This window comes from Actinacidiphila paucisporea (assembly GCF_900142575.1).
Taxonomy (GTDB): domain Bacteria; phylum Actinomycetota; class Actinomycetes; order Streptomycetales; family Streptomycetaceae; genus Actinacidiphila; species Actinacidiphila paucisporea.
The window spans coordinates 61,789-81,651 of record NZ_FRBI01000021.1; the positions used below are offsets into that span (position 1 = coordinate 61,789).

At 73.5% G+C, this 19,863-nt stretch carries 17 protein-coding genes; 10 read left to right on the forward strand and 7 right to left on the reverse strand.

Going from position 1 to position 19,863, the window contains the following annotated elements:
- Window positions 1-134 precede the first annotated feature (134 nt).
- From BUE44_RS26085 to BUE44_RS26095, 3 genes are all read left to right on the forward strand, one after another.
- On the forward strand, window positions 135-3,581 hold the full coding sequence (locus tag BUE44_RS26085) for a DNA polymerase III subunit alpha (RefSeq protein WP_073501441.1): 3,447 nt from the start codon (window positions 135-137) through the stop codon (window positions 3,579-3,581).
- The gene (locus BUE44_RS26090; RefSeq protein WP_073501442.1) at window positions 3,578-4,597 is read left to right on the forward strand and encodes a DNA polymerase Y family protein; all 1,020 of its coding nucleotides are present in this window, start codon (window positions 3,578-3,580) and stop codon (window positions 4,595-4,597) included. Before BUE44_RS26085 ends, BUE44_RS26090 begins: the two co-directional genes overlap by 4 nt.
- 143 nt (window positions 4,598-4,740) lie before the next feature.
- On the forward strand, window positions 4,741-5,595 hold the full coding sequence (locus tag BUE44_RS26095) for an esterase/lipase family protein (protein ID WP_073501443.1): 855 nt from the start codon (window positions 4,741-4,743) through the stop codon (window positions 5,593-5,595).
- Here the strand turns inward: BUE44_RS26095 and BUE44_RS26100 are convergent.
- Complete coding sequence (locus BUE44_RS26100; protein WP_073501444.1) at window positions 5,588-5,962, reverse strand: cupin domain-containing protein; 375 nt, start codon at window positions 5,960-5,962, stop codon at window positions 5,588-5,590. The genes BUE44_RS26095 and BUE44_RS26100 overlap by 8 nt on opposite strands.
- Window positions 5,963-6,106: 144 nt before the next feature.
- On the opposite strand from BUE44_RS26100, the gene BUE44_RS26105 reads away from it, so the two are divergent.
- From BUE44_RS26105 to BUE44_RS26115, 3 genes are all read left to right on the forward strand, one after another.
- Entirely contained in the window at window positions 6,107-6,553 is a 447-nt protein-coding gene (locus tag BUE44_RS26105) for a MarR family winged helix-turn-helix transcriptional regulator (protein WP_073501445.1), read from the forward strand.
- A gap of 67 nt (window positions 6,554-6,620) precedes the next feature.
- Window positions 6,621-7,751 (forward strand): methyltransferase domain-containing protein, encoded by a 1,131-nt coding sequence (locus BUE44_RS26110; RefSeq protein ID WP_073501446.1) that lies wholly within the window; start codon window positions 6,621-6,623, stop codon window positions 7,749-7,751.
- Window positions 7,748-8,119 carry a GntR family transcriptional regulator gene (locus tag BUE44_RS26115; RefSeq protein WP_073501447.1) on the forward strand — a complete coding sequence of 124 codons (372 nt, stop codon included), beginning with the start codon at window positions 7,748-7,750 and terminating at the stop codon, window positions 8,117-8,119. The genes BUE44_RS26110 and BUE44_RS26115 overlap by 4 nt, the downstream gene beginning before the upstream one ends.
- Window positions 8,120-8,390: 271 nt before the next feature.
- Here the strand turns inward: BUE44_RS26115 and BUE44_RS26120 are convergent, their stop codons facing one another.
- Entirely contained in the window at window positions 8,391-9,551 is a 1,161-nt protein-coding gene (locus tag BUE44_RS26120) for a DUF5925 domain-containing protein (protein ID WP_079190095.1), read from the reverse strand.
- A 273-nt stretch (window positions 9,552-9,824) separates the two neighbouring features.
- Between BUE44_RS26120 and BUE44_RS26125 the strand changes: the two genes are divergently transcribed.
- Window positions 9,825-10,088: a hypothetical protein gene (locus BUE44_RS26125; protein WP_073501449.1), complete on the forward strand. Its 264-nt coding sequence runs from the start codon at window positions 9,825-9,827 to the stop codon at window positions 10,086-10,088.
- A gap of 135 nt (window positions 10,089-10,223) precedes the next feature.
- Here BUE44_RS26125 and BUE44_RS26130 read toward each other — a convergent pair whose 3' ends face one another.
- From BUE44_RS26130 to BUE44_RS26150, 5 genes are all read right to left on the reverse strand, one after another.
- Window positions 10,224-11,471 carry a type ISP restriction/modification enzyme gene (locus BUE44_RS26130; protein ID WP_073501450.1) on the reverse strand — a complete coding sequence of 416 codons (1,248 nt, stop codon included), beginning with the start codon at window positions 11,469-11,471 and terminating at the stop codon, window positions 10,224-10,226.
- Between the two features lie 14 nt (window positions 11,472-11,485).
- Window positions 11,486-12,232 (reverse strand): GntR family transcriptional regulator, encoded by a 747-nt coding sequence (locus BUE44_RS26135; RefSeq protein WP_073501495.1) that lies wholly within the window; start codon window positions 12,230-12,232, stop codon window positions 11,486-11,488.
- Window positions 12,233-12,237: 5 nt separating this feature from the next.
- Window positions 12,238-13,545: a homogentisate 1,2-dioxygenase gene (hmgA, locus tag BUE44_RS26140; RefSeq protein WP_073501451.1), complete on the reverse strand. Its 1,308-nt coding sequence runs from the start codon at window positions 13,543-13,545 to the stop codon at window positions 12,238-12,240.
- A gap of 69 nt (window positions 13,546-13,614) precedes the next feature.
- Complete coding sequence (locus tag BUE44_RS26145; protein WP_079190096.1) at window positions 13,615-14,355, reverse strand: SGNH/GDSL hydrolase family protein; 741 nt, start codon at window positions 14,353-14,355, stop codon at window positions 13,615-13,617.
- 1 nt (window position 14,356) lies between these two features.
- Window positions 14,357-15,784 (reverse strand): DHA2 family efflux MFS transporter permease subunit, encoded by a 1,428-nt coding sequence (locus BUE44_RS26150; protein ID WP_073501452.1) that lies wholly within the window; start codon window positions 15,782-15,784, stop codon window positions 14,357-14,359.
- 361 nt (window positions 15,785-16,145) lie between these two features.
- On the opposite strand from BUE44_RS26150, the gene BUE44_RS26155 reads away from it, so the two are divergent.
- The 3 genes from BUE44_RS26155 (at window position 16,146) to BUE44_RS26165 (ending at window position 19,784) form a co-directional block, all read left to right on the forward strand.
- Window positions 16,146-16,787, forward strand: coding sequence for a TetR/AcrR family transcriptional regulator (locus BUE44_RS26155; protein ID WP_073501453.1), 642 nt, complete (start codon window positions 16,146-16,148; stop codon window positions 16,785-16,787).
- A 6-nt stretch (window positions 16,788-16,793) separates the two neighbouring features.
- On the forward strand, window positions 16,794-17,411 hold the full coding sequence (locus BUE44_RS26160) for a TetR/AcrR family transcriptional regulator (RefSeq protein WP_073501454.1): 618 nt from the start codon (window positions 16,794-16,796) through the stop codon (window positions 17,409-17,411).
- A 135-nt stretch (window positions 17,412-17,546) separates the two neighbouring features.
- Complete coding sequence (locus BUE44_RS26165; protein WP_073501455.1) at window positions 17,547-19,784, forward strand: molybdopterin-dependent oxidoreductase; 2,238 nt, start codon at window positions 17,547-17,549, stop codon at window positions 19,782-19,784.
- Window positions 19,785-19,863 lie beyond the last annotated feature (79 nt).

Here is a 19,863-nt window from a genome sequence, read left to right on the forward strand (position 1 = left end):
TTCCGCGGCCGGATCGTTCGACACGGGCTCATTCGACTCGCTGACCTGGGATGACCGCGCTAAGCTAATCGAACGAACGTACGAGGAACGTATCGGGCGGATGGCTGAAAAGGGGTGGAGCGTGGAGGTGCGGCATGGCGGGCTTCGCTCATCTGCACGCCGCGTCCGGTTACTCCGAGCGGTACGGCGCCGCGCACCCCGAGCAACTCGCCCTCCGGGCGGCCGAGCGGGGGATGACGGCGCTGGCGCTGACCGACCGGGACACCGTCACCGGGGCGGTGCGGTTCGCCGAGGCGTGCGCGGAGGCAGGGGTGCGACCGGTCTTCGGGATCGACCTCGCCGTGGCCCCGCTCGCACCGCCGCCCCCGGTCCAGCGGCGGCGGACCCCCGTACGCGGCGGCGCCCACGTGGCGGAGCCGCCGCTGCGGTTCGTGCTGCTCGCCAGGGACAAGGAGGGCTGGGCGCGGCTGTGCCGGATCACCAGCGCCGCCCACGTCGGCACGGCGAGCCGGGCCGCTCCTGTCCAGGTGTCGTGGGACACGCTGCGCGAGCACGGCGGCCCGGGGCTGATCGCGCTACTCGGGCCGCTCTCGGAGCCGGTGGGGGCGCTGGCCGCCGGACGGGAGGACGTCGCGGAGAAGCTGCTGCGGCCGTGGCGGGAGATCTTCGGCGAGGACCTGCGCCTTGAGGCGGTCGTCCACGGCCGGCCGGGCACCGGCCCCGGCTCCCTGCGGCTGGCCGCCCGCACCCTCGCGCTCGCCGACCGGACCCGTACGACCGCGGTCCTGGCCAACGCCGTCCGCTACGCCGACCCCGACCAGCACCGGCTCGCCGACGTCCTCGACGCCGCCCGGCTGCTGCGGCCCATCGACCGGCGCCGGCTGGACGGCGGGCAGCGCTGGCTCAAGGGCGAGAAGGAGATGGCCCGCGTCGCGCAGGAGATCGCCGAATGCGCGGGGATGGGGCCGCGCCGGGCAGGGCGGCTGCTCGCCGACACCGCGGCCACCGCGGCCGCCTGCCTGCTGTCCCCCCGGGACATCGGCCTGGGCACCCGGCACTTCCCCGAGGCGGAGGTCGTCGGAGCCGGCCCGCGCGGCGTCACGGAAGCGCTGCGGGAGAAGTCGATGGCAGGCCTGGTCCGGCGTGGACTGCACCACGACCGGGCCGCGAGCGAGCGGATGGCGGAGGAGCTGGAGATCATCACCCGAATGGGTTTCGACGCCTACTTCCTCGCCGTCGGCCAGGTGGTCGCCGACATCAGGGAACTGGGCATCCGGGTCGCGGCCCGCGGCTCGGGCGCGGGGTCGATGGTCTGCCACGCGCTGGGTATCGCCACGGCCAACCCGCTCGACCACCGCCTGCTGTTCGAACGCTTCTTGAGCGTCCGGCGCGACTCGCTGCCCGACATCGACATCGACGTGGAGTCCGCGCGCAGGCTGGAGTGCTACGACGCGATCTTCCGCCGGTTCGGCCACGAGCGGGTCGCGGTCACCGCGATGCCCGAGACGTACCGGGCCCGCAGGGCGCTGCGCGACACCGGCCTCGCACTGGGGATCGCCCCCGACGAGGTGGACCGGATCGCCAAGAGCTTCCCGCACCTGCGGGCGTCCGACATCACCGGCGCTCTCGCCGAACTGCCGGAACTGCGCGGCCTCGCCGCCGAGGCGGACAGATACGGGCCGCTGTGGGAGCTGGCCGAGGGGCTGGACTCGCTGGTGCACGGCATGGCCATGCACCCCTGCGGGGTGATCATCAGCGACGCGACGCTGCTCGACCGCCTCCCGGTGCAGCCCACCCCGCAGGGCGACTACCCGATGGTGATGGCGGCGAAGGAGGAGGTCGAGGCGCTGGGCAACATCAAACTGGACGTGCTCGCGGTGCGGATGCAGTCCGCGATGGCCCACGCCGTCGCGGAGATCGAGCGGACCACCGGCGACCGTATCGACCTGGACGACCCGGGGCAGGTCCCGCTGGACGACGTCTTCGCGTTCAAGCTCATCCAGCAGAGCCAGACGATCGGCATGTTCCAGCTGGAGTCGCCCGGCCAGCAGGACCTGCTGTCCCGGCTGCAGCCGCGGGACGTGCAGGACGTCATCGCCGACATCAGCCTCTTCCGTCCCGGCCCGGTCCAGGGCGGCATGCCCGAGCGCTACATCGCCGCCCGGCACGGCGGTGACCCGCACTACGCCCACCCGGACCTGGAGCCGGTGCTCGCCGACACCTACGGGGTGACGATCTGGCACGAGCAGGTCATCGAGACGATCAGCGTCCTGACCGGCTGCGACCTGGCGATGGCCGAGATCGCCCGGCGGGCGCTGGGGGACACCGGCCGGCTGCCGAGGATCAGGGACTGGTTCCACCACGAGGCCGACGCCCGCGGCTACACCCCCGAGGTCCGCGACCGGGTCTGGGCGAGCGTCGAGGCCTTCGGCGCCTACGGTTTCTGCCGGGCGCACGCCGTCGCCTTCGCCGTGCCCGCCCTCCAGTCGGCCTGGCTGAAAGCGCACTTCCCGGCCTTCCTGCTGGCGGGACTGCTGGAGCACGATCCGGGGATGTGGCCCAAGCGGGTCATCGTCTCCGACGCCCGGCGTCGCGGGGTGCCGGTCCTGCCGGTCGACGTCAACCGCTCGAAGGCGGAGCACACCGTGGAGCGGGCCGACGGGGGCCGGTGGGGAGTGCGGCTCGCGCTGTCCGGAGTGCGCGGGATCGGCGCGGACGAGTGCGCGCGGATCGCCGCGGGGCAGCCGTACGGATCCCTGTCCGACTTCTGGCAGCGGGGACACCCCAGCCGGCCGGTCGCCGAACGCCTCGCCGAGATCGGCGCCCTGCGCGACCTGCACGACGGGCGGCTGACCCGGCGGGACCTGCTGCTCCAGATCGCCGAACTCCACCGGCAGTCCCGGGTCCGCACCGCGGGCGAGGGCCAGCTGCCGATCGAGGCGGGCGCGGTCGGCGGGGCGGAACCGAGCGGCCTGCGGGAGATGACCGGGCGGGAAGCCCTCGGCGCGGAACTGAGCACCCTGGGCATCGACGTCTCCAAGCACCTGATGGAGCACCACCACCGGCTGCTGCGGGAGATCGGCGCGACCGACGCCGCCCACCTGGCCGACCTGCGGGCCGGACAGCAGGTGCTGGTCGCCGGGGTGCGCGCCTCGACCCAGACCCCGCCGATCGCCAGCGGCAAGCGCATCATCTTCGTCACCCTGGAGGACGGCTCCGGGCTGGTGGACCTGGCCTTCTTCGAGGATTCCCATGAGGCCTGCGCCCACACGGTCTTCCACTCCGGGCTGCTGCTGGTCCGCGGGACGGTGCAGGTCCGCGGCACCCGGCGCACCGTCGTCGGCACCATGGCCTGGGACCTGGAGCGGATCGCCGCCGCCCGGCGCGACAACGGCCCCGAGGCGGCCCTCGCGCTGCTCGGCGCGGACCGCCCGCAGCCCACCCCCGCGCAGCCGCGGCGCACCCTCGCCGACGGCACGGCGGGGGCCCGGCTGCACCCTTACGCCGACCTGGAGCCCGCCGGCAGCCGCTCAGCCGACCTGCGCAAGCTCGGCCACCGCAGCCCGGGAAGCGCGGGATGACGACCCCGCGCCCGAGGCACATCGCCCACCTGCACCTGCACGGCCTACCGGACGACGACCGGTACGCGGACGTGCTCGACCTGCTGGGCGGCATCACCCCGCACGTGCAGGCCTTCCCGCCCGACGCCGTCCAGCTCGACCTGACCTCGGCCCTCCGGTACTTCGACCGCGATCCCCACGACCTGGTCGAGATGGCGAAGCTCAGGCTCATGGGCCTGTACGGCATCGAAAGCAGCGCGGGCCTGGCCGGCAACCGCATGCTCGCCGCCATGGCGGCAGCCGTGTCGCAGCCCGGACACACCACCCGGATCCCCCACGACCAGGCCGCCACGGACGCCTGGCTCCGGCCGCGGCCGGTGACCGCGCTGCCCGGTGTCGGCCGGGCGACCGCCACCGCCCTCGGCACATACGGCCTGCACACCATCGGCCACGTCGCCGACCTCCCCGCGGCGACCCTCCAACGCCTTCTCGGAGCCGGCCCGGCCCGCCTCCTGGCCGAGCGGGCCCGGGGCCGCGATCCCCGCCCGGTCACCCCGCAGGCCCCCGCGGCACGTATGACCGCCGACCTCGTCCTCGACCGCGACTGCCTCGACCCCGCGCACCATCATCGTGCCGTGCTCGGACTGGCCGAGGAACTCGGCCGCAGGCTACGGACCGAGGCCCAGGTCGCCAGCCGGCTCATGCTCACCCTCCGGTACGCCGACCAGAGCGCCACCACCCGCACCCGCGCCCTGCCCGAACCCACCGCCCACTCGCCCCTGCTGGCCGTCACCGCCCTGGGCATCCTGGCCTCCCTCGGTCTGCAGCGCGCCAGGGTCCGCGGCTACGCGCTGACCGCCGACCGCCTGCGGCCCGCCGCCGACGCCACCCACCAGCTCAGCCTCGACCCCGCCGACACCCGCGCCCGCACCGTGGAGGCCGCCGCCGACCGTGCCCGCCACCGCTTCGGACCGGACGTCGTCCATCCGGCCACACTGGCCCCGGATCTGACGGGCACGCGGCGCCGGGGGCGGTGACGCAGGCCGCCGATTTTTTACCCGCGCGTAACTATCCCTCGCTTTCTACTCGTGCGTAACTTTGTCATGAGCCCGGCAAGTCAGTGATCCGGATCACACAGGGCGAACGTGCCCCCTCATGTCCTGACCTGCGAGGAGATCCTATGAAGCTGCCCTGGCGCCGGCTCTTGGCCGCGCTTTCCCTCACTGCGACGGCGGTGCTGGTCCCCACTGCCGCCGCGTCCGCCGGCTCGGCGCCCTCCAGTGGCTGGAACGACTTCTCCTGCCACCCCTCCGCGCAACACCCCCGCCCCGTCGTCCTGGTGCACGGCACCTTCGCCAACGGCACCGACAACTGGCTGGTCCTCGCCCCCTATCTGGTCGATCGTGGCTACTGCGTCTACTCGTTCGACTACGGCATGCTGCCCGGCGAGAACCTGATCGGCGGCCTCGGACCGATCGCCGACTCCGCCCGGCAGCTCTCCGCCTTCACCGACCGGGTGCTCGCCGCGACGCACGCCCCCAAGGCCGACCTCGTCGGCCACTCCCAGGGCGGCATGATGCCGAACTACTACCTGAAATTCCTCGGCGGCGCCGCCAAGGTGAACTCCCTGGTCGCACTGGCCCCGGACAACCACGGCACCACCCTCGACGGCCTGACGAAGCTCCTTCCGTACTTCCCCGGCGCCGCGGACTTCCTCCAGGACAACACCCCCGGCCTGGCCGACCAGGTGGCCGGATCCCCCTTCATCCGCACGCTCAACGCCGGTGGCGACACCGTGCCCGGAGTGCACTACACCGTGATCTCGACCCTCTACGACGAGGTCGTCACCCCGTATACGACCCAGGCGCTGTCCGGGCCGGACGTCCACAACGTGCTGCTGCAGAACCTGTGCGCGGTCGACGTCTCCGAGCATGTCGCGATCGGCCTGACCGACCGCATCGCCTTCCACGAGGTGGCCAACTCGCTGGACCCCGCGCACGCCACTGCGACGAACTGCCTGTCGGCCGTCAGCTAGCCCACGGCGGGGATATCCGCGAACCGTCGGGCAGTATGGCTGTCAGACCCACACTCGTGGTGACCCACATGCCGGCCGGCTCCTCCGTCGGATTGGCGACAGCGAGGAGGGAGCCGGCCGGCGCGATCGCCACGTCACCCTCGCCGAGCAGCCGTGAGGCGCCGTCGATCGTCAGCTCCAGCGTGCCGGACAGAATGAGGAAGACCTCCTCGCGGCTGATCGTGTGAGGCTGCCCGCCGCTGCCGGCGGGCACCTCGCAGCGCCAGGCGCACAACTCCTTACTGCCGAGCGCGGATGCCGCATGGGACACGAAGCGCACCCCGTGCATGTCGTGGACAACGGCTTCTCTCGCAGCGACGAAAGGCATGGTGACCCCCAGAGGAACGGATCGGGCGGGCCGGACAGCGCGCCCGATAGGAAAGAGACTTACTCAAGCAATTTACTCAAGTAACTTGCTCAAGCTGCTTTCCTACATACTCAAGCAGCTTGCTCACTGTGTCAAGCTGCTCCGATGAAGAACTCCGATGCGATGAGCCTGACCGCCGCGCTCCTCAGCGCGACGGGGTCCCTCGTCCAGGACATCCACACCGGTGTGGTGGCCCACGGCTACGACGATCTGCGCCCCACGCACGGCTTCGTCTTCACCCGGCTCGCCCCCGACGGCGCGACCGTCACCGACATCGCCGCGCACCTCGGATTCACCCGGCAGGCGGCCAGCCAGATCGTCGACGAGCTGGAGCGCAAGGGATACGTGGAGCGCCGCCCGCACCCCGACGACGCGCGGGCCCGGCTGATCCTGCTCACCGACCGCGGCTGGCGCTGCGCCCGCGTGGCCGAGGCGGCCGCCGCCGAGGCGGTCAGGCCGTGGGTGGAGATGGTGGGCGAGCAGCGGCTGCTGGCGCTGCGCGACGAGCTGGTCGAACTCGCCCCGGCGGGACCGATCCGCCCCAGCTGGTGAACCGGCCGGCCGCAGCGCAGACCTGCCGGATCCGGCCGCTGTCAGTGCCGGGTGGCACGCTGATCCCATGACCACCGACACCGCGGGACGCCAGTTCTGGGACGCCGCAGCCGACCGATTCGACGACGAGCCCGACCACGGCCTGCGCGATCCGCGGGTCAGGGACGCCTGGGCGATACGGCTGCGGTCATGGCTGCCTGACCAGCCGTCTGACGTGCTCGACCTCGGCTGCGGCACCGGGAGCCTGGCGCTGCTCGCCGCCACGGACGGCCACCGGGTGACCGCGGTCGACCTGTCGGAGCAGATGGTCGCGCGGGCGCGCGCGAAGCTGGCGGACACCGGTGCCCGGGTGGTGGTCGGCGACGCGGCACGGCCGCCGGTCGGCGCCCGCCGCTTCGACGTGGTGCTGGTCCGCCACGTGCTGTGGATGCTGCCCGACCCGGCCGCCGTGCTCCGGCACTGGACGCGGCTGCTGCGGCCCGGCGGCAGGCTCGTGCTGATCGAGGGCCGCTGGGGCGCCGTCAGCCCGGTCGGCATCACCGCGGACACCCTCGCCCGCCTGACCGCGGGCCTCGGCGGGTCCACCGTGATCCACCAGCTCGGCTCCGACCCCGCGTTGTGGGGCCGGGAGGTCGCCGACGAGCGGTACGCGGCAGTGGTCAGGCCCGCCCCGCCGCGACGGCACACCGAGATCGTCGACGTCCATCTTGTTCTGCTGCGCGGCCGGGACGTCCTGCTCGCCCGCCGGGCCGGTACCGGATACGCCGACGGGCTGCTGCACGTGCCCTCGGGGCATCTGGAGGACGGTGAGGACGTCAGGGCCGGGATGATCCGGGAGGCGGGCGAGGAGATCGGCGTCGACCTGGCACCGCACGAGCTGGAGGCGGCGGTGGTGATGCAGCACCGCAGCCCCGACGGCCGCCCCAGGATCGGCTGGTTCTTCACCGGCCGGCTCGCAGCCGGCGCCGAGCCGGTCAACCGCGAGCCGGACAAGTGCTCGGGCCTGGGCTGGTATCCGCTGGACGACCTGCCGCACGACATGGTCGCCTACTGCCGCGCGGGCCTGGACGCGTACCGCGCGGGGGTGCCCTTCCTGACGCACCTGCACGAGAGCGGCGACCGGATCGCGTTCGATCCGGACGGACCGGACCGGGCCGTCCCCCTGGCCGCACCGGTTGTGCCAGGATCCCCGATATGACGTTGGAGATCACCATCGACGCGAAGTCGGCCGTCGCACCGTACGAGCAGGTGCGCGGCCAGATCGCGGAGGAGGCGCGCGCGGGGCGGCTGCCGGTCGGCTACAAACTGCCCACCGTCCGAGGCCTCGCCGAGCAGTCCGGGCTCGCGGCCAACACCGTCGCCAAGGCCTACCGGGCGCTTGAGGCGGACGGTGTGATCGAGACCCGCGGCCGCCACGGCACCTATGTGGCCGCCGCCGACGCCCGCGCCCGCGAGGTGGCCGCGGCCGCGACCGCGTACGTCGAACGGAGCCGCCGCCTCGGCCTGGACCGCGCGGCGGCCCGCGCCGCCGTGGAGGAGGCGCTGCGCGCCGCGTACGGCGACTAGGGCCTGTCCGGCGGATCATGCCGGGCCTGCGACGCCCGGCACCGCACCCCTCCCCCTGCCTTCGGCGGGAGGTGCCCCCAGCGTTGTCGAATCATCCTTGTACGACCCGGTACGAGGACGATTCTCCGCCTTGCGATGTACGGCACCGGACGCCGCAGGCTGATCCGCCAAGATCCGCCGGACAGGCCCTAGCCGTACTGCTCTGCGAGGCATGGGCCGTTGAGCGGCCCGTCCCCGCCGGGTGGACGCGCGTACCGCGGCGCGGGTCGTGTCACAGATACAGTCCGTCAGCGGCCTGGGCGGGGACCGGGAGCGCGGAGGTCGTACCGCGGCGCAGGGCGTACAGCTCGGCGAGTGTGGCGCCGTCGCGGCCGATGCCCTCCGGGGTGCCCAGCCAGTTCACGGCCTCGTCGCGGTTGAGCGGGCCGACCTCGATCCTGGCCAGGCAGCGGCCGGGGCGGACCACCGCGGGGTGCAGGCGCTCCAGGTCCTCGTTGGTGGTGATGCCCACCAGCACATTGCGGCCCTGGCCGAGCAGACCGTCGGTGAGATTCAGCAGCCGGGACAGCGCCTGGCCGGTCTGGTGCTTGGCCTGACCGCGGATCAGCTCGTCGCAGTCCTCGAGCAGCAGCAGCCGCCAGCGACCGCCGGCGGTGCCGTCGTCCTCGCCGATCGCAATGTCCATCAGATAGCCGACGTCGTTGAACAGCCGCTCGGGGTCGAGAACGCAGTCGACCTGGCACCAGTCCCGCCAGGAGCGCGCCAGCGTACGCAGCGCCGACGTCTTGCCGGTGCCGGGCGGCCCGTGCAGGAGCAGCAGCCTGCCGGTGATGTCGTCCACGCTGAGCTTCATCAGGCCGTCCATCGCCTCGGCGACCGGCGCGGTGTAATTGCCGCGCAGCTCCTCCCAGGTGGCGGCGGAGATCTGCCGGGTCGTGCGGTGCGGCCCGCGGCGCGGCGAGACGTACCAGAAGCCCATGGTGACGCTCTCCGGCTCCGGCTCCGGCTCGTCCTCCGCGTCCTCCACCGACGACTTGAGCACCTGCTCGGCGACGTCGTCGGTGACGGCCGCCACCGTGACGTCGGCGCCGCGATTCCAGCGGGAGATCAGGATCGTCCAGCCGTCGCCCTCGGCGAGGGTGGCGCTGCGGTCCTTGTCGCGGGCCTGCCGCAGGACGGTGGCGCCCGGCGGCAGCAGGGTGAGCCCGGACTTGACGGTGTCCAGCGAGGCGCCCCTGGCGAAAGGGTGCTCGCCCGAGGTGAAGCGGCCGAGGAAGAGCGCGTCCACCACATCCGACGGCGAGTCACTGTCGTCCAGCCGCAGGTGGATGGGAAGGGCGCGGTGCGGGGCGGTCGGTTCGGCGGCCCTGCCCGTTCCTGGTCCGGTGGTGGGCGGCACTTGCCTCCTCGGTTCACAGGGTGTCGCGGACATGTGTCCATGATCGGGCACCCGCGTCCTTTTGGCCCAGTCTTTTTCCGTTCGGGTACCGCGCCGCCGGACACCCGCCGGCCCGTGGTCGGCGGCGGCGGCAGAACTGGAGTACGGTTCCTGCCACCGTTCGACTGCGGAACCTGGAAGTTGTCAACGCCCTTGTGGTGGTGGTGAATCGGGCTTCCGGGTCGGACGGGGGATGCGCACGTGACGCGGCGGGGCGATAGGGTTAGCCTGCCCGGGCCGGGTGCCCTCGTCAGGGTGGGGAGAGTCATGGAACAGATAGCGATGCACGGCAGGCCGAGAGTGCCTGCCATCAGTGCGGGAACGGGTGCGTCAAGTGCGCGACTCGACCGGCATCTGGCGATACTGGCCGGGCCCGCCCTGCCGCAGCGCGAGACCGAGGAGGCGACCGTGCTGATGCGGGAGCTGACCTCGCGCAACACCGCCCACACCACGGCGAACCGCGGTGCCAGGGTCTCGCTTTTCGCCCCGCTGCGCCGGTTGCGCAGGTCGCTGTTCGGCAACCGCCGCTGAGCGGTCCTCGCTGATCGCGCTGCGCTCCCGCGGTGCTTCGGTGCGCCCTCGTCCTCACCGCCGCCCTGGCCGTGCCCGCCTCTCCCCGCCGGCCGGCCCCGCGGTTGCGGACCTCCGCGCCCCGCTGCCCCGCGCTCACACCAGCGCGAACTGACCGTCGGGTCCCTCTTCACGGTGGTCGAGCACGGACGCCGGCCTGCGCCTGGCCGCCGGTACCGGTAGCACTCCGGCGTCCCGCAGCGCCGTCCCGGTGATGGTCCGCTCCGGCCGCTCCGACAGCCTGCCGGCCAGGGCGTGGCGTGCCGCGTCCAGGTCGGCGAGCAGGGTCAGGACGCTGACCACCTCCAGCAGGTCCGAGGTGCAGGAGCGGGACCAGCGCGGTGGGCGCAGCGCTTCCAGCGAACCCGGTGCGCCCGCCGCCGTACGCCGCTCCCACCACGCTTCGAGCACCCGCACCCCGCCGGCCGTACGGTCCCAGGCGGCGGGGGACACCGGCGAGATCCGGCCTTCACCGATCCGCAGTTCGCGCTGGTCGCGGTCGTACTCCAGCTCTTCCGCGCGCGGCGCCGCGGGCAGCGGCGCCCGGACGTAGGGCCGGCTGCCGCCGGGCAGCCGCGGGGCGCCCGGGTCGCGTCCGGCGGCCGGGTCGGCGAAGCGGGCGCCGCGGGTGTGCAGCCACAGCAGCCGGCCGCCCAGCGCCAGACCGGTCCGCCAGTCGCCGGGGTCGGCGGGGAGGGGCACCTCGCTGCCGCCGGGCGCGGGCCTTGCCGCGGCGGCGACCCAGGCCAGCACGTCCCACGGGGTGACCCCGGTGCCCAGCCGTTCCGACAGCAGGCCGACGAGCCCGGGCGCCAGGTTGGGGTCGCGGCCGCCCGGCTGCCGGAACAGCGGGCGTATCCGGCCGGGCCGGCCCGCCGGTGACCGGCCGTCGGGCAGCAGCGCGCTGAAGGCCACGGCGGGCTCGCGCACCTCGGGCAGATACGCCTGCTCGACGGCGAAGATCTGCTCGTCGTCGAGCACCCGCCACAACTCGGGCCGTGCGGCGTCGATCAGCCGGTGGTCGGGAATCAGCCACAGCCGGTCGTGGGCGCCGTGCTGGATCAGCACCGGCTCGGGGCAGCGGCCGACCTCCCGGGCCAGCGCGGTGGTCGCGGTGCGGTGGCCCGGCAGTTGGGCGACCCGGCTGTGCAGCCCGCGCGCCCGGGTGGGGTGCAGCAGCGCGGCCCGCTCCGCCTCGCCCCGCTCGGCCGTGAACAGAGCCCAGCGGTCGCGCAGCGTGGCGGCGTCCGGCGCCATGGGCCAGCCGCGGCCGATCCGCAGCGGGCGCACGGACCACGGCATCACATCGTGCAGCAAAGGCGCGTCGTCGCTCACCGCATGCATGCTACTGAGGCCCCTCAGCGCGCCTCCATCGTCACGGTGAAGGAGAACCGGTCGCCCCGGTAGTGGATCCGCACCACGTCGACCGCCCGCCCCGACCCGTCGTAGGTGACCCCGGTGTAGTGCAGGATCGGGCTCAGCAGCGGCACCTGGAGCAGCCGGGCGGTCTCCGGGTCCGCCAGCCGCGCCTCGACGGTGTCGGTGATCCGGCTGATCCGGACCCCCAGCACGTCACGCAGCACCTTGGTCATCGGCCAGCGCTCCAGGTCCGCCAGATCGATCCCGGCGGCCAGGTCGGGACGGACGAAATTCTCCGCCCAGTTGGTGGGCTCGCCCGCCTCGTCGCAGCGCAGCCGCCGGTATGCCATCGCCTCCGTCAGATCGGGGAAGTGCTCGCGCACCTCCGGCGGCAGCGGCGCGCGCCCGTACTGGAGCACCGCGGTGTGCCCACCGGACTGCTGGGCCACGATCGCGTCGACCGAGCCGAGCAGCTTGACCGGTGCGCCGCGCAGCGCCGCCGGCTCGATGAAGGTGCCGCGCCTGCGGTGCCGCGTTATCAGGCCCTCCTCCTCCAGTTCCTTCAGCGCCTGGCGCATGGTGAGCACGCTGACGCCGTAGTGCCCGGCGAGGTCGTCCTCGGTGGGCAGCCGCAGCGGGTCCTCGGGGCGGCGGCCCAGTATCGAGGCGCGCAGCGACTGGGAGACCTGATACCACAGCGGCAGCTTGCGGTTCAGGGTCAGGGAGTCGGGGGCGAAGGAGGTCATGGCCGTCACAGCCGGAAGTTCCTCGCGAGCCCCTCCCACACCGTGTCGTAGCCCTGCTGGCGATGGCCCGCGGACAGGGCGGACTCGGTGGGCACGATCGGCCAGCGGGTCTCGAACATGAAAGCCAGCCCGTCGTCGACCCGTTGCGGTATCAACTCGGCGGTGCTGGCCCGGTCGAAGGTGGCCCGGTCGGGGCCGTGCGCTGACATCATGTTGTGCAGCGAGGCGCCGCCGGGCACGAAGCCCTCGGCCTTGGCGTCATAGGCGCCCTCGATCAGGCCCATGAACTCCGACATCACATTGCGGTGGAAGTACGGCGGCCGGAAGGTGTCCTCGCCGACCAGCCAGCGCGGCGCGAAGACCACGAAGTCCGCACCGGCGAGCCCCGGGGTGTCGGACGGCGAGGTCAGCACCGTGAAGATCGACGGGTCGGGGTGGTCGTAGCTGATGGACCCCAGCACGTTGAAGCGGCGCAGGTCGTACAGATACGGCACGTGGCTGCCGTGCCAGGCGACCACGTCGAGCGGCGAGTGGCTGTAGCGCGCCGACCACAGGTTGCCGCCGAACTTGTTGATGACGTCGGTCTCCTCGTCACCGTCCTCGTAGGCGGCGACCGGGGCGAGGAAGTCCCGGGCGTTCGCCAGCCCGTTGGCACCGATCGGTCCCAGCTCGGGCAGTTGGAAGGGCCGCCCGTAGTTCTCGCACACGTAGCCGCGGGCGGTGCCGTCCGGCAGGTCGACCCGGAAGCGGACGCCGCGCGGGATCAGCGCGATGTGGCCCGGCTCGGCGCGCAGCATCCCCAACTCGGTCCGCAGGAGCAGCGCGCCCTGCTGGGGCACGATCAGGAACTCCCCGTCGGCGGAGGAGAACACCCGGCCCTGCATCGAGTGGTTGGCGGCATACCAGTGGATGCCGATGCCCTCGCGGCGCAGCACGTCGCCGTTTCCCCCGACGGTGACCAGGCCCTGCACGAAGTCGGTCGGCTCGGCGGGCAGCGGCAGCGGACCCCAGCGCAGCCGGTTCGGATCGGGCTCCACGTCCTGGAAGGGACCGCTGCGCAGCGATCCGTTCGGCACCCGGTGGAAAGGGGGGTGCGCGGCGGACGGGCGGATCCGGTAGAGCCAGCTGCGCCGGTTGTGCGCGCGCGGCTCGGTGAAGGCGGTGCCGCTCAGCTGCTCGGCATACAGCCCGAACGGGGCGCGCTGCGGCGCATTGCGCCCGACCGGCAGCGCGCCGGGCACGGCCTCGCTGCTGTGCTCGTTTCCGAAGCCCGCCGAATAGTCGAGGTCCTTGCCGTCCTGGCCGATGTCCATGGTCCACTCCCCGCGTCGTCGTCCTGATTCCTATGCTGGACCATAGGAATCAGGACGGCAACCCCCGCCTCAGGCCTGTGGACAACCTCCGGCTCCAGCCGCGATCTCCCTGCTCAGGGCACGTATCGTCGCGGCGCCGATCACCGCGTGCCCGCGCGCGGAGGCGTGCACGAGGTCGGCGCTGTAGAGGTCGCGGTCGCCGACCGCGGGGTGGTCGTACATCTCGACCAGCACCGCGCCGTGCCGCCGTGCGGTCTCGCGGACGATGCCGTTGAGCAGCGCTATGCCCTCCTCCAGCGGGCCGCCGCGCAGTTCGGGAACCGCCGCGGCCACGTTCGTCAGCGCGAAGGCGACCAGTGTGGTGCCGGGGGCGGCGAGCCGGCCGAAGAGCAGATCCATCTCGCGGGCGACCGCGGCGGGGGAGAAGCCGGGCAGCAGCAGGTCGTTGCCGCCGCAGACCACCGCGACCAGGTCGGGCGCGAAGGCGGCGGCCCGATCCGCCTGCCCGGCGCGCACCTGGGCGGTGGTCAGGCCGCGCAGGCCGAGGTTGGCGTAGACCGCGTCGGGCGTGACGCGGTGCAGCGCCTCCGCGGTCCGGTCGGCCCAGGGCGCCGTGCGGTAGCCGCGTTGCGGGTCGCCCAGGCCCTCGGCGAGGCTGTCGCCCACCACGGCGAAGCGCCGCCAGGGTGCGCCGCGCAGCAGCTCCTCGGCCTCGCCGTCGTCCAGGCAGTGCGGGTCGGCGGCCTCCGCGGGGTAGGCGGCCGCCCAGCCGGCGGCGGGCCGCGGGGCGGCGCTCGATTCGCGGACCACGTCAGGACTCCTTCACCAAGGTGCGGGCCATGGCCAGGCCCACCAGGGCGGCGACCGCGGCCAGCCCGCCGCAGACGGCGAAGACGTCGCGATAGGCCTGCGGTCCGGCGATCCCGTGCGCGGCGATCACCGACGCGGTGGCCGCGACGCCCAGGGAGCCGCCCAACTGCCGTGCGGTGGTGGTCATGCCGATCCCGGAGGCGAACTGCCGCGGTGGCAGCGACCTGGCGGCCGCGGTGCTCAGCGCGGTCAGGGCGGCGCCGAAGGCCGCGCCGCCGACCAGGCCCATCGGCAGCCACAGCGTCAGAAAGCGAGTGTCCGTATCCAGGTCGAGATACGCCCACACGCTCACCGTGGCGAAGGCCGCCATGGAGAGCCCGACCACGGCGGGCAGCTGGTGCGGCTTGGCCCGCTTGCCCACCGCGACGGCGGCGATCGCGGAGGTGAGCGCGCCGGGGGTGACGGCGAAGCCGGCTTTGAGCACCGAGTAGTGCCACACGGTGGTCAGGAACAGCGGGCTGCTCAGCAGCCAGCCGAAGAGCGCCGCGCCGGTGAAGGCCGCGGCGGCCGAGGCCACCGCGAAGGTGTGGTCGCGGAAGAGGGCGGTCTCGACGGCGGGCGCGGCATGGCGCGTGGAGCGGACCAGGGCGACGGCGATCAGGGCGGCGCCGCCCGCCACGCCCGCCACCGTGGCCGCGTCGGTCCAGCCCCAGTCGCTGCCCTTGGTGAGTGCGAGCACCAACAGGGCGATGCCCGCCGTGACCGTGAGAGTGCCCAGCGGGTCGGGGAGCCGCCGCTGCGCCCCGGTGCGCTCGGGCAGGCCGCGTATCCCGGCGAGTACGAGAGCGGCGCCTACTGGCACGTTGATCAGGAAGACGGCCCGCCAGCCGAAGGCGTCGACCAGGACGCCGCCGAGCGCGGGACCGGCCGCGGTGGCCATCGAGCCCGCCGCTCCCCAGGCGCCTATTGCCGCGGGGAGACGCTGTGGCGGGGTGGTGGCGAGCAGCAGGCCGAGTGCGGCCGGGATCATGCCCGCGGCGGTCGCGCCCTGCAGGGCGCGGGAGGTGATCAGCCACGGCAGGTCAGGTGCGCACGCGCACAGGGCGGAGGCCACCGTGAAGCCAGCCAGCGAGGACAGGAAGAGCCGCTTGCGGCCGAAGGCGTCGGCGATCCGGCCGGCGGGGGTCAGCAGCGCGGCGAAGAGCACCGCGTAGCTGCTGACCACCCACGACAGGTCCGAGACCCGGTCGCCGGGGAAGCTCGCGGCCAGGTCGGGAAAGGCGACGTTGACGACGGTGGTGTCGAGGAACGCGATGAAGGTCGCCCCCGCGCTGAGCAGCAGGACGACACCGGGTCGCGGGTCCGTGCCGCCCGCGGACGGCGGTCCCGCCGCGGGCGCCGCGGAAGGGGGGGAAATCGGTGAGGACATGGCAGTCCTTGCCTCGGCGAGGGAACATACTGACGGTATGAAACTTACATACTGAGGGTATGTGAGTGTCAAGCACCGCGTCGGCTGAGGGCTGTCCCTTGATCCGCGGTTGATCGGCGCGCGGTGTCAGACGCGGTACATCACAAGGCGGAGGGTCGCCCTCCGGGTCCTATGCGGGCGGACCCGGCAACGCAGGGGGCCACCTCCCGCCGAAGGCAGGGGGAGAGGCGCCGCAGCCGTCGTCGCGCGCCCGCCGGGGATGAGGGGGACAGCCCTTAGGGTGGACAGCGGACGGACGAGAACGGGGGCAGAGCGGCGCACATACCCGAGCGCCGCAGGCCGGCAGGACAGGAGGGTGGCCGTGGCGACAGCGCGTACGGCGACAGACAGCGGCGCAGGGCGGCCGCGCGTACGCCCGACCCAGCGCGAACGCTCCGACGCGACCGTCGAAGACCTGCTGGACGCCGCACGGACGCTCTTTGCGACCGTCGGCTACGCGGCCACCTCGCTGGACGCCGTCTGCGAGCGGGCCGGCGTCACCAAGGGCGCCCTCTACCACCACTTCGCCGGCAAGAAGCAGCTCTTCAGCGCCGTCTACACCCGGGAGCAGGAGCGCCTTTCCGCGCGCATCACCACCGCCTATCTGGCCGTAGCCGCCGACCCGTGGGAAGCGGTCTTCGAGGGCTGCCGCGCCTACCTGGAGGCCGCGCTCGATCCCGAGGCGCAGCGCATCACGCTCTTCGACGCGCCCGGCGCGCTCGGCTGGGAGGCCATGCGGGACCTGGGCGTCAACTGCCGCGAGCAGACCCGCAAGGGCGTCGCGCGGGCCATCGAGCAGGGCGCCATTTCCCCACGCCCCGCCGACCCGCTGGCCTCGATGCTCTACGGCGGCCTCAGCGAGAGTGCCATGGCGATCGCCAGGACCGCCGACCCGCAGGCGGCACTGCGCGACGTGCTCACCGACCTGCGCAAGCTCTTCGACGCGCTCGCCGCGGGGAACTGACCGCGGATGGCGGGCGCCACGGGCGCACCCGGAGCCGACGGGGGGCTGCTGCGCCGTGCGCCCGTACAGCAGCGCAGCACCCAGCGGCTGGAGCGGATCCTCGACGCGTGCGCCCAACTCCTCGACGAGGCCGGCTACGACCGGCTCAGCACCAGGGCGGTCGCCGCCCGCGCCGGAGTGCCGATCGGCTCGGTCTACCGCTTCTTCGCCGACAAGCGCGCGATGGCCGACGCGCTCGCCCACCGCAACCTGGACGACTTCCTCGACCGGACCGCGGCACGGCTGGCCGAGCCGGGCACCGGTGACGGCTGGCGGGCCGCCGTCGAAGTGCTGGTCGACGAATACACCGCGATGAAGCGCACCGCGCCCGGCTTCGCCCTGCTGGACTTCGGCGTGCCCGGCGAGACCAACCACGACCTTGCCGAGCGGCTGCCCGCACTGCTCGGCGACCGGCTCACGACCGACCCCGCCGACCCGCGGCTGCGGCTCGCACTGGTGGTCGCCGTCGAGGCCGCCGACGCGGCACTGCAACTGGCCTTCCGAACCGAGCCGGCGGGCGACCCCCGGGTGGTCGCCGAGGCCAAGCGGCTGCTCCTGGGCTATCTGGCGACGGTACTCGACTGAAACGCGGCCGGCCCCGCCGCACCGGACAGCCCGGGACCGATGTCGGTACCGCCGAGTGGTGTCGTTGTCAGTACCGATCGGTAGTGTCGGAGACGAAAGCGCGCCAGTGCCGTCGCCGCCCAGGGGGAGTCACCGATGACCCGTACAGCTCTGCGTATCTGCCCCCTGTGCGAAGCCACCTGCGGCCTCGTCCTGACCATCGACCAGGACCGTGTCACGCACGCCCGCGGCGACCGCGACGACGTCTTCAGCGCCGGGTTCGTCTGCCCGAAGGGCGCCTCCTTCGGCGCGCTCGACGCCGACCCCGACCGGCTCACCAGGCCGCTGGTGCGCAGGGACGGCACGCTGGCCGAGGCGAGTTGGGCCGAGGCGTTCGAGGCCGTCGCGGCGGGCATCGGCGCGGTCAGCGGAGCGCACGGCGGCGACGCGGTCGGCGTCGTCCTGGGCAATCCCAACGTCCATACGATGGCCGGCGCGCTCTACCCCGCGCAGCTGATCGGGGCGCTGCGCACGCGCAGCGTCTTCACCGCCAGCACCCTCGACCAGATGCCCAAGCACGTCAGCTGCGGCTACCTGTTCGGCGACCCCAACGCGATTCCCGTGCCGGACCTGGACCGCACCGACCACCTGGTGCTCATCGGCGCCAACCCGCTGGTCTCCAATGGCAGTCTGGCCACCGCTGCCGACTTCCCCGGCAAACTCAAGGCGCTGCGGCGGCGCGGCGGACGGCTCGTCGTCATCGACCCCAACCGCACCAGGACCGCCGCGGCGGCCGACCGCCATGTGGCACCCAGGCCCGGCACGGACGCGGCACTGCTCTTCGCCATGGTGCAGGTCCTCTTCGCCGAAGAACTCACCGACCCGGGCCACCTGGCGCCGCACCTCAGTGGCGTGGCGGAGGTCCGCGACCTCGCCGCGGACTTCACCCCCGAGTCGGTCGCCGCATATTGCGACGTCCCCGCCGAGGACATCCGCTCTCTCGCACGGGAGCTGGCCGCCGCCGAGCGGGCCGCGGTCTACGGGCGACTGGGCAGCACCGCAGTCGAATTCGGCACCCTGGCGAGCTGGCTGGTCGACGTGCTCAATGTGCTGACGGGGAATCTGGACCGGCCCGGGGGTGCGATGTTCCCGCTCGCGGCCACCGCCAGGGCGCCCCGGCCGCCGCGCCCCGGCAAGGGCTTCACCACCGGGCGCTGGCGCAGCCGCGTGTCGGGACACCCCGAGGTCAAGGGGGAGCTGCCCACCGCGGCCCTTGCCGAGGAGATCGACACGCCGGGGGAGGGGCGCCTGCGTGCGCTGATCGTGGTGGCGTCCAATCCGGTGCTCTCCGCGCCCGACGGCCTGCGCACGGACCGCGCCCTGTCCGGGCTCGACTTCATGGTCAGCGTCGATCCGTATCTCAACGAGACGTCACGGCAGGCCCATGTCGTCCTGCCGCCGCCACCGCCGGCCCGCAGCGCGCACTACGACTTCGCCTTCAGCACCCTCGCGGTGCGCAACACCGTCCGCTACAGCCCGCCCGCCGTGCCGCTCGCCTCCGGCGCGCCCGACGAGCCGGAGATCCTGGCCCGGCTGATCCTCGCCGTCCTCGGCCAGGGCGGCCCGGAGGCCGACCCCGCGCTGGTCGACGGCCAGGCGGTGTCGCGCAGGCTCGGCGCGGAGACCGCCGACCCGCACTCCGCGGTCCACGGCAGGGACGCCGAGGAAGTGGCCGCGCTGCTCGGCGGGCGCACCGGCTACGAGCGGCGGCTCGACATGATGCTGCGGCTCGGCCCCTACGGCGACGGTTTCGGCGCCGACCCGGAAGGCCTCACCCTGGCCGGGCTCCTCGACCACCCGCACGGTATCGACCTGGGACCGCTGGGCCCGCGGCTGGGCGCGGTGCTGCGCACCGCGTCCGGCACCGTGGAGCTGGCCGCGCCGCCGGTCGCCGCCGACGTGCCGCGCCTTCGCGCCGCAGTGGCCGACGGCGGCGACCGGCGCTCGCTGGTCCTGATCGGGCGCCGCCATCTGCGGTCGAACAACAGCTGGATGCACAATGTGCCGGTCCTGACCGGCGGCAGCAACCGCTGCACCGCCCAACTGCACCCCGAGGACGCCGCCCGGCTCGGCCTGGTGGAAGGCGCGCTCGCCCGCATCAAGGGCGACGGCGGCGAGATCACCGCACCGGTGGAGATCACCGACACGCTGCGCCGCGGCGTGGTGTGCCTGCCGCACGGCTGGGGCCACGACCGCACCGGCACCCGGCTGACCGCCGCCTCCCGCGAGCCCGGGGTCAATGTCAACCAGCTGCTCGACGGCAGCCGCCTCGACCCGCTGTCCGGCACCGCGGTGCTCAACGGCTTCCCGATACAGGTGGAGGCAGCCGGCTGACCGGTGCGCCGGCACCACGGCGGTGGTCGGCGGGGGGCCGGACCGCCGAACCCGTTCCGCGGGCGTGCGGCCGGCTGCC

What these genes read in the sequence shown, in the direction of transcription:
- BUE44_RS26085 (WP_073501441.1), top strand. Translation starts at nt 135, where the DNA reads ATGGCGGGCTTCGCTCATCTGCACGCCGCGTCCGGTTACTCCGAGCGG.
- BUE44_RS26090 (WP_073501442.1), top strand. Translation starts at nt 3,578, where the DNA reads ATGACGACCCCGCGCCCGAGGCACATCGCCCACCTGCACCTGCACGGC.
- BUE44_RS26095 (WP_073501443.1), top strand. Translation starts at nt 4,741, where the DNA reads ATGAAGCTGCCCTGGCGCCGGCTCTTGGCCGCGCTTTCCCTCACTGCG.
- BUE44_RS26100 (WP_073501444.1), bottom strand. Translation starts at nt 5,962, where the DNA reads ATGCCTTTCGTCGCTGCGAGAGAAGCCGTTGTCCACGACATGCACGGG.
- BUE44_RS26105 (WP_073501445.1), top strand. Translation starts at nt 6,107, where the DNA reads ATGAAGAACTCCGATGCGATGAGCCTGACCGCCGCGCTCCTCAGCGCG.
- BUE44_RS26110 (WP_073501446.1), top strand. Translation starts at nt 6,621, where the DNA reads ATGACCACCGACACCGCGGGACGCCAGTTCTGGGACGCCGCAGCCGAC.
- BUE44_RS26115 (WP_073501447.1), top strand. Translation starts at nt 7,748, where the DNA reads ATGACGTTGGAGATCACCATCGACGCGAAGTCGGCCGTCGCACCGTAC.
- BUE44_RS26120 (WP_079190095.1), bottom strand. Translation starts at nt 9,551, where the DNA reads ATGTCCGCGACACCCTGTGAACCGAGGAGGCAAGTGCCGCCCACCACC.
- BUE44_RS26125 (WP_073501449.1), top strand. Translation starts at nt 9,825, where the DNA reads ATGGAACAGATAGCGATGCACGGCAGGCCGAGAGTGCCTGCCATCAGT.
- BUE44_RS26130 (WP_073501450.1), bottom strand. Translation starts at nt 11,471, where the DNA reads ATGCATGCGGTGAGCGACGACGCGCCTTTGCTGCACGATGTGATGCCG.
- BUE44_RS26135 (WP_073501495.1), bottom strand. Translation starts at nt 12,232, where the DNA reads ATGACCTCCTTCGCCCCCGACTCCCTGACCCTGAACCGCAAGCTGCCG.
- hmgA (WP_073501451.1), bottom strand. Translation starts at nt 13,545, where the DNA reads ATGGACATCGGCCAGGACGGCAAGGACCTCGACTATTCGGCGGGCTTC.
- BUE44_RS26150 (WP_073501452.1), bottom strand. Translation starts at nt 15,784, where the DNA reads ATGTCCTCACCGATTTCCCCCCCTTCCGCGGCGCCCGCGGCGGGACCG.
- BUE44_RS26160 (WP_073501454.1), top strand. Translation starts at nt 16,794, where the DNA reads ATGGCGGGCGCCACGGGCGCACCCGGAGCCGACGGGGGGCTGCTGCGC.
- BUE44_RS26165 (WP_073501455.1), top strand. Translation starts at nt 17,547, where the DNA reads ATGACCCGTACAGCTCTGCGTATCTGCCCCCTGTGCGAAGCCACCTGC.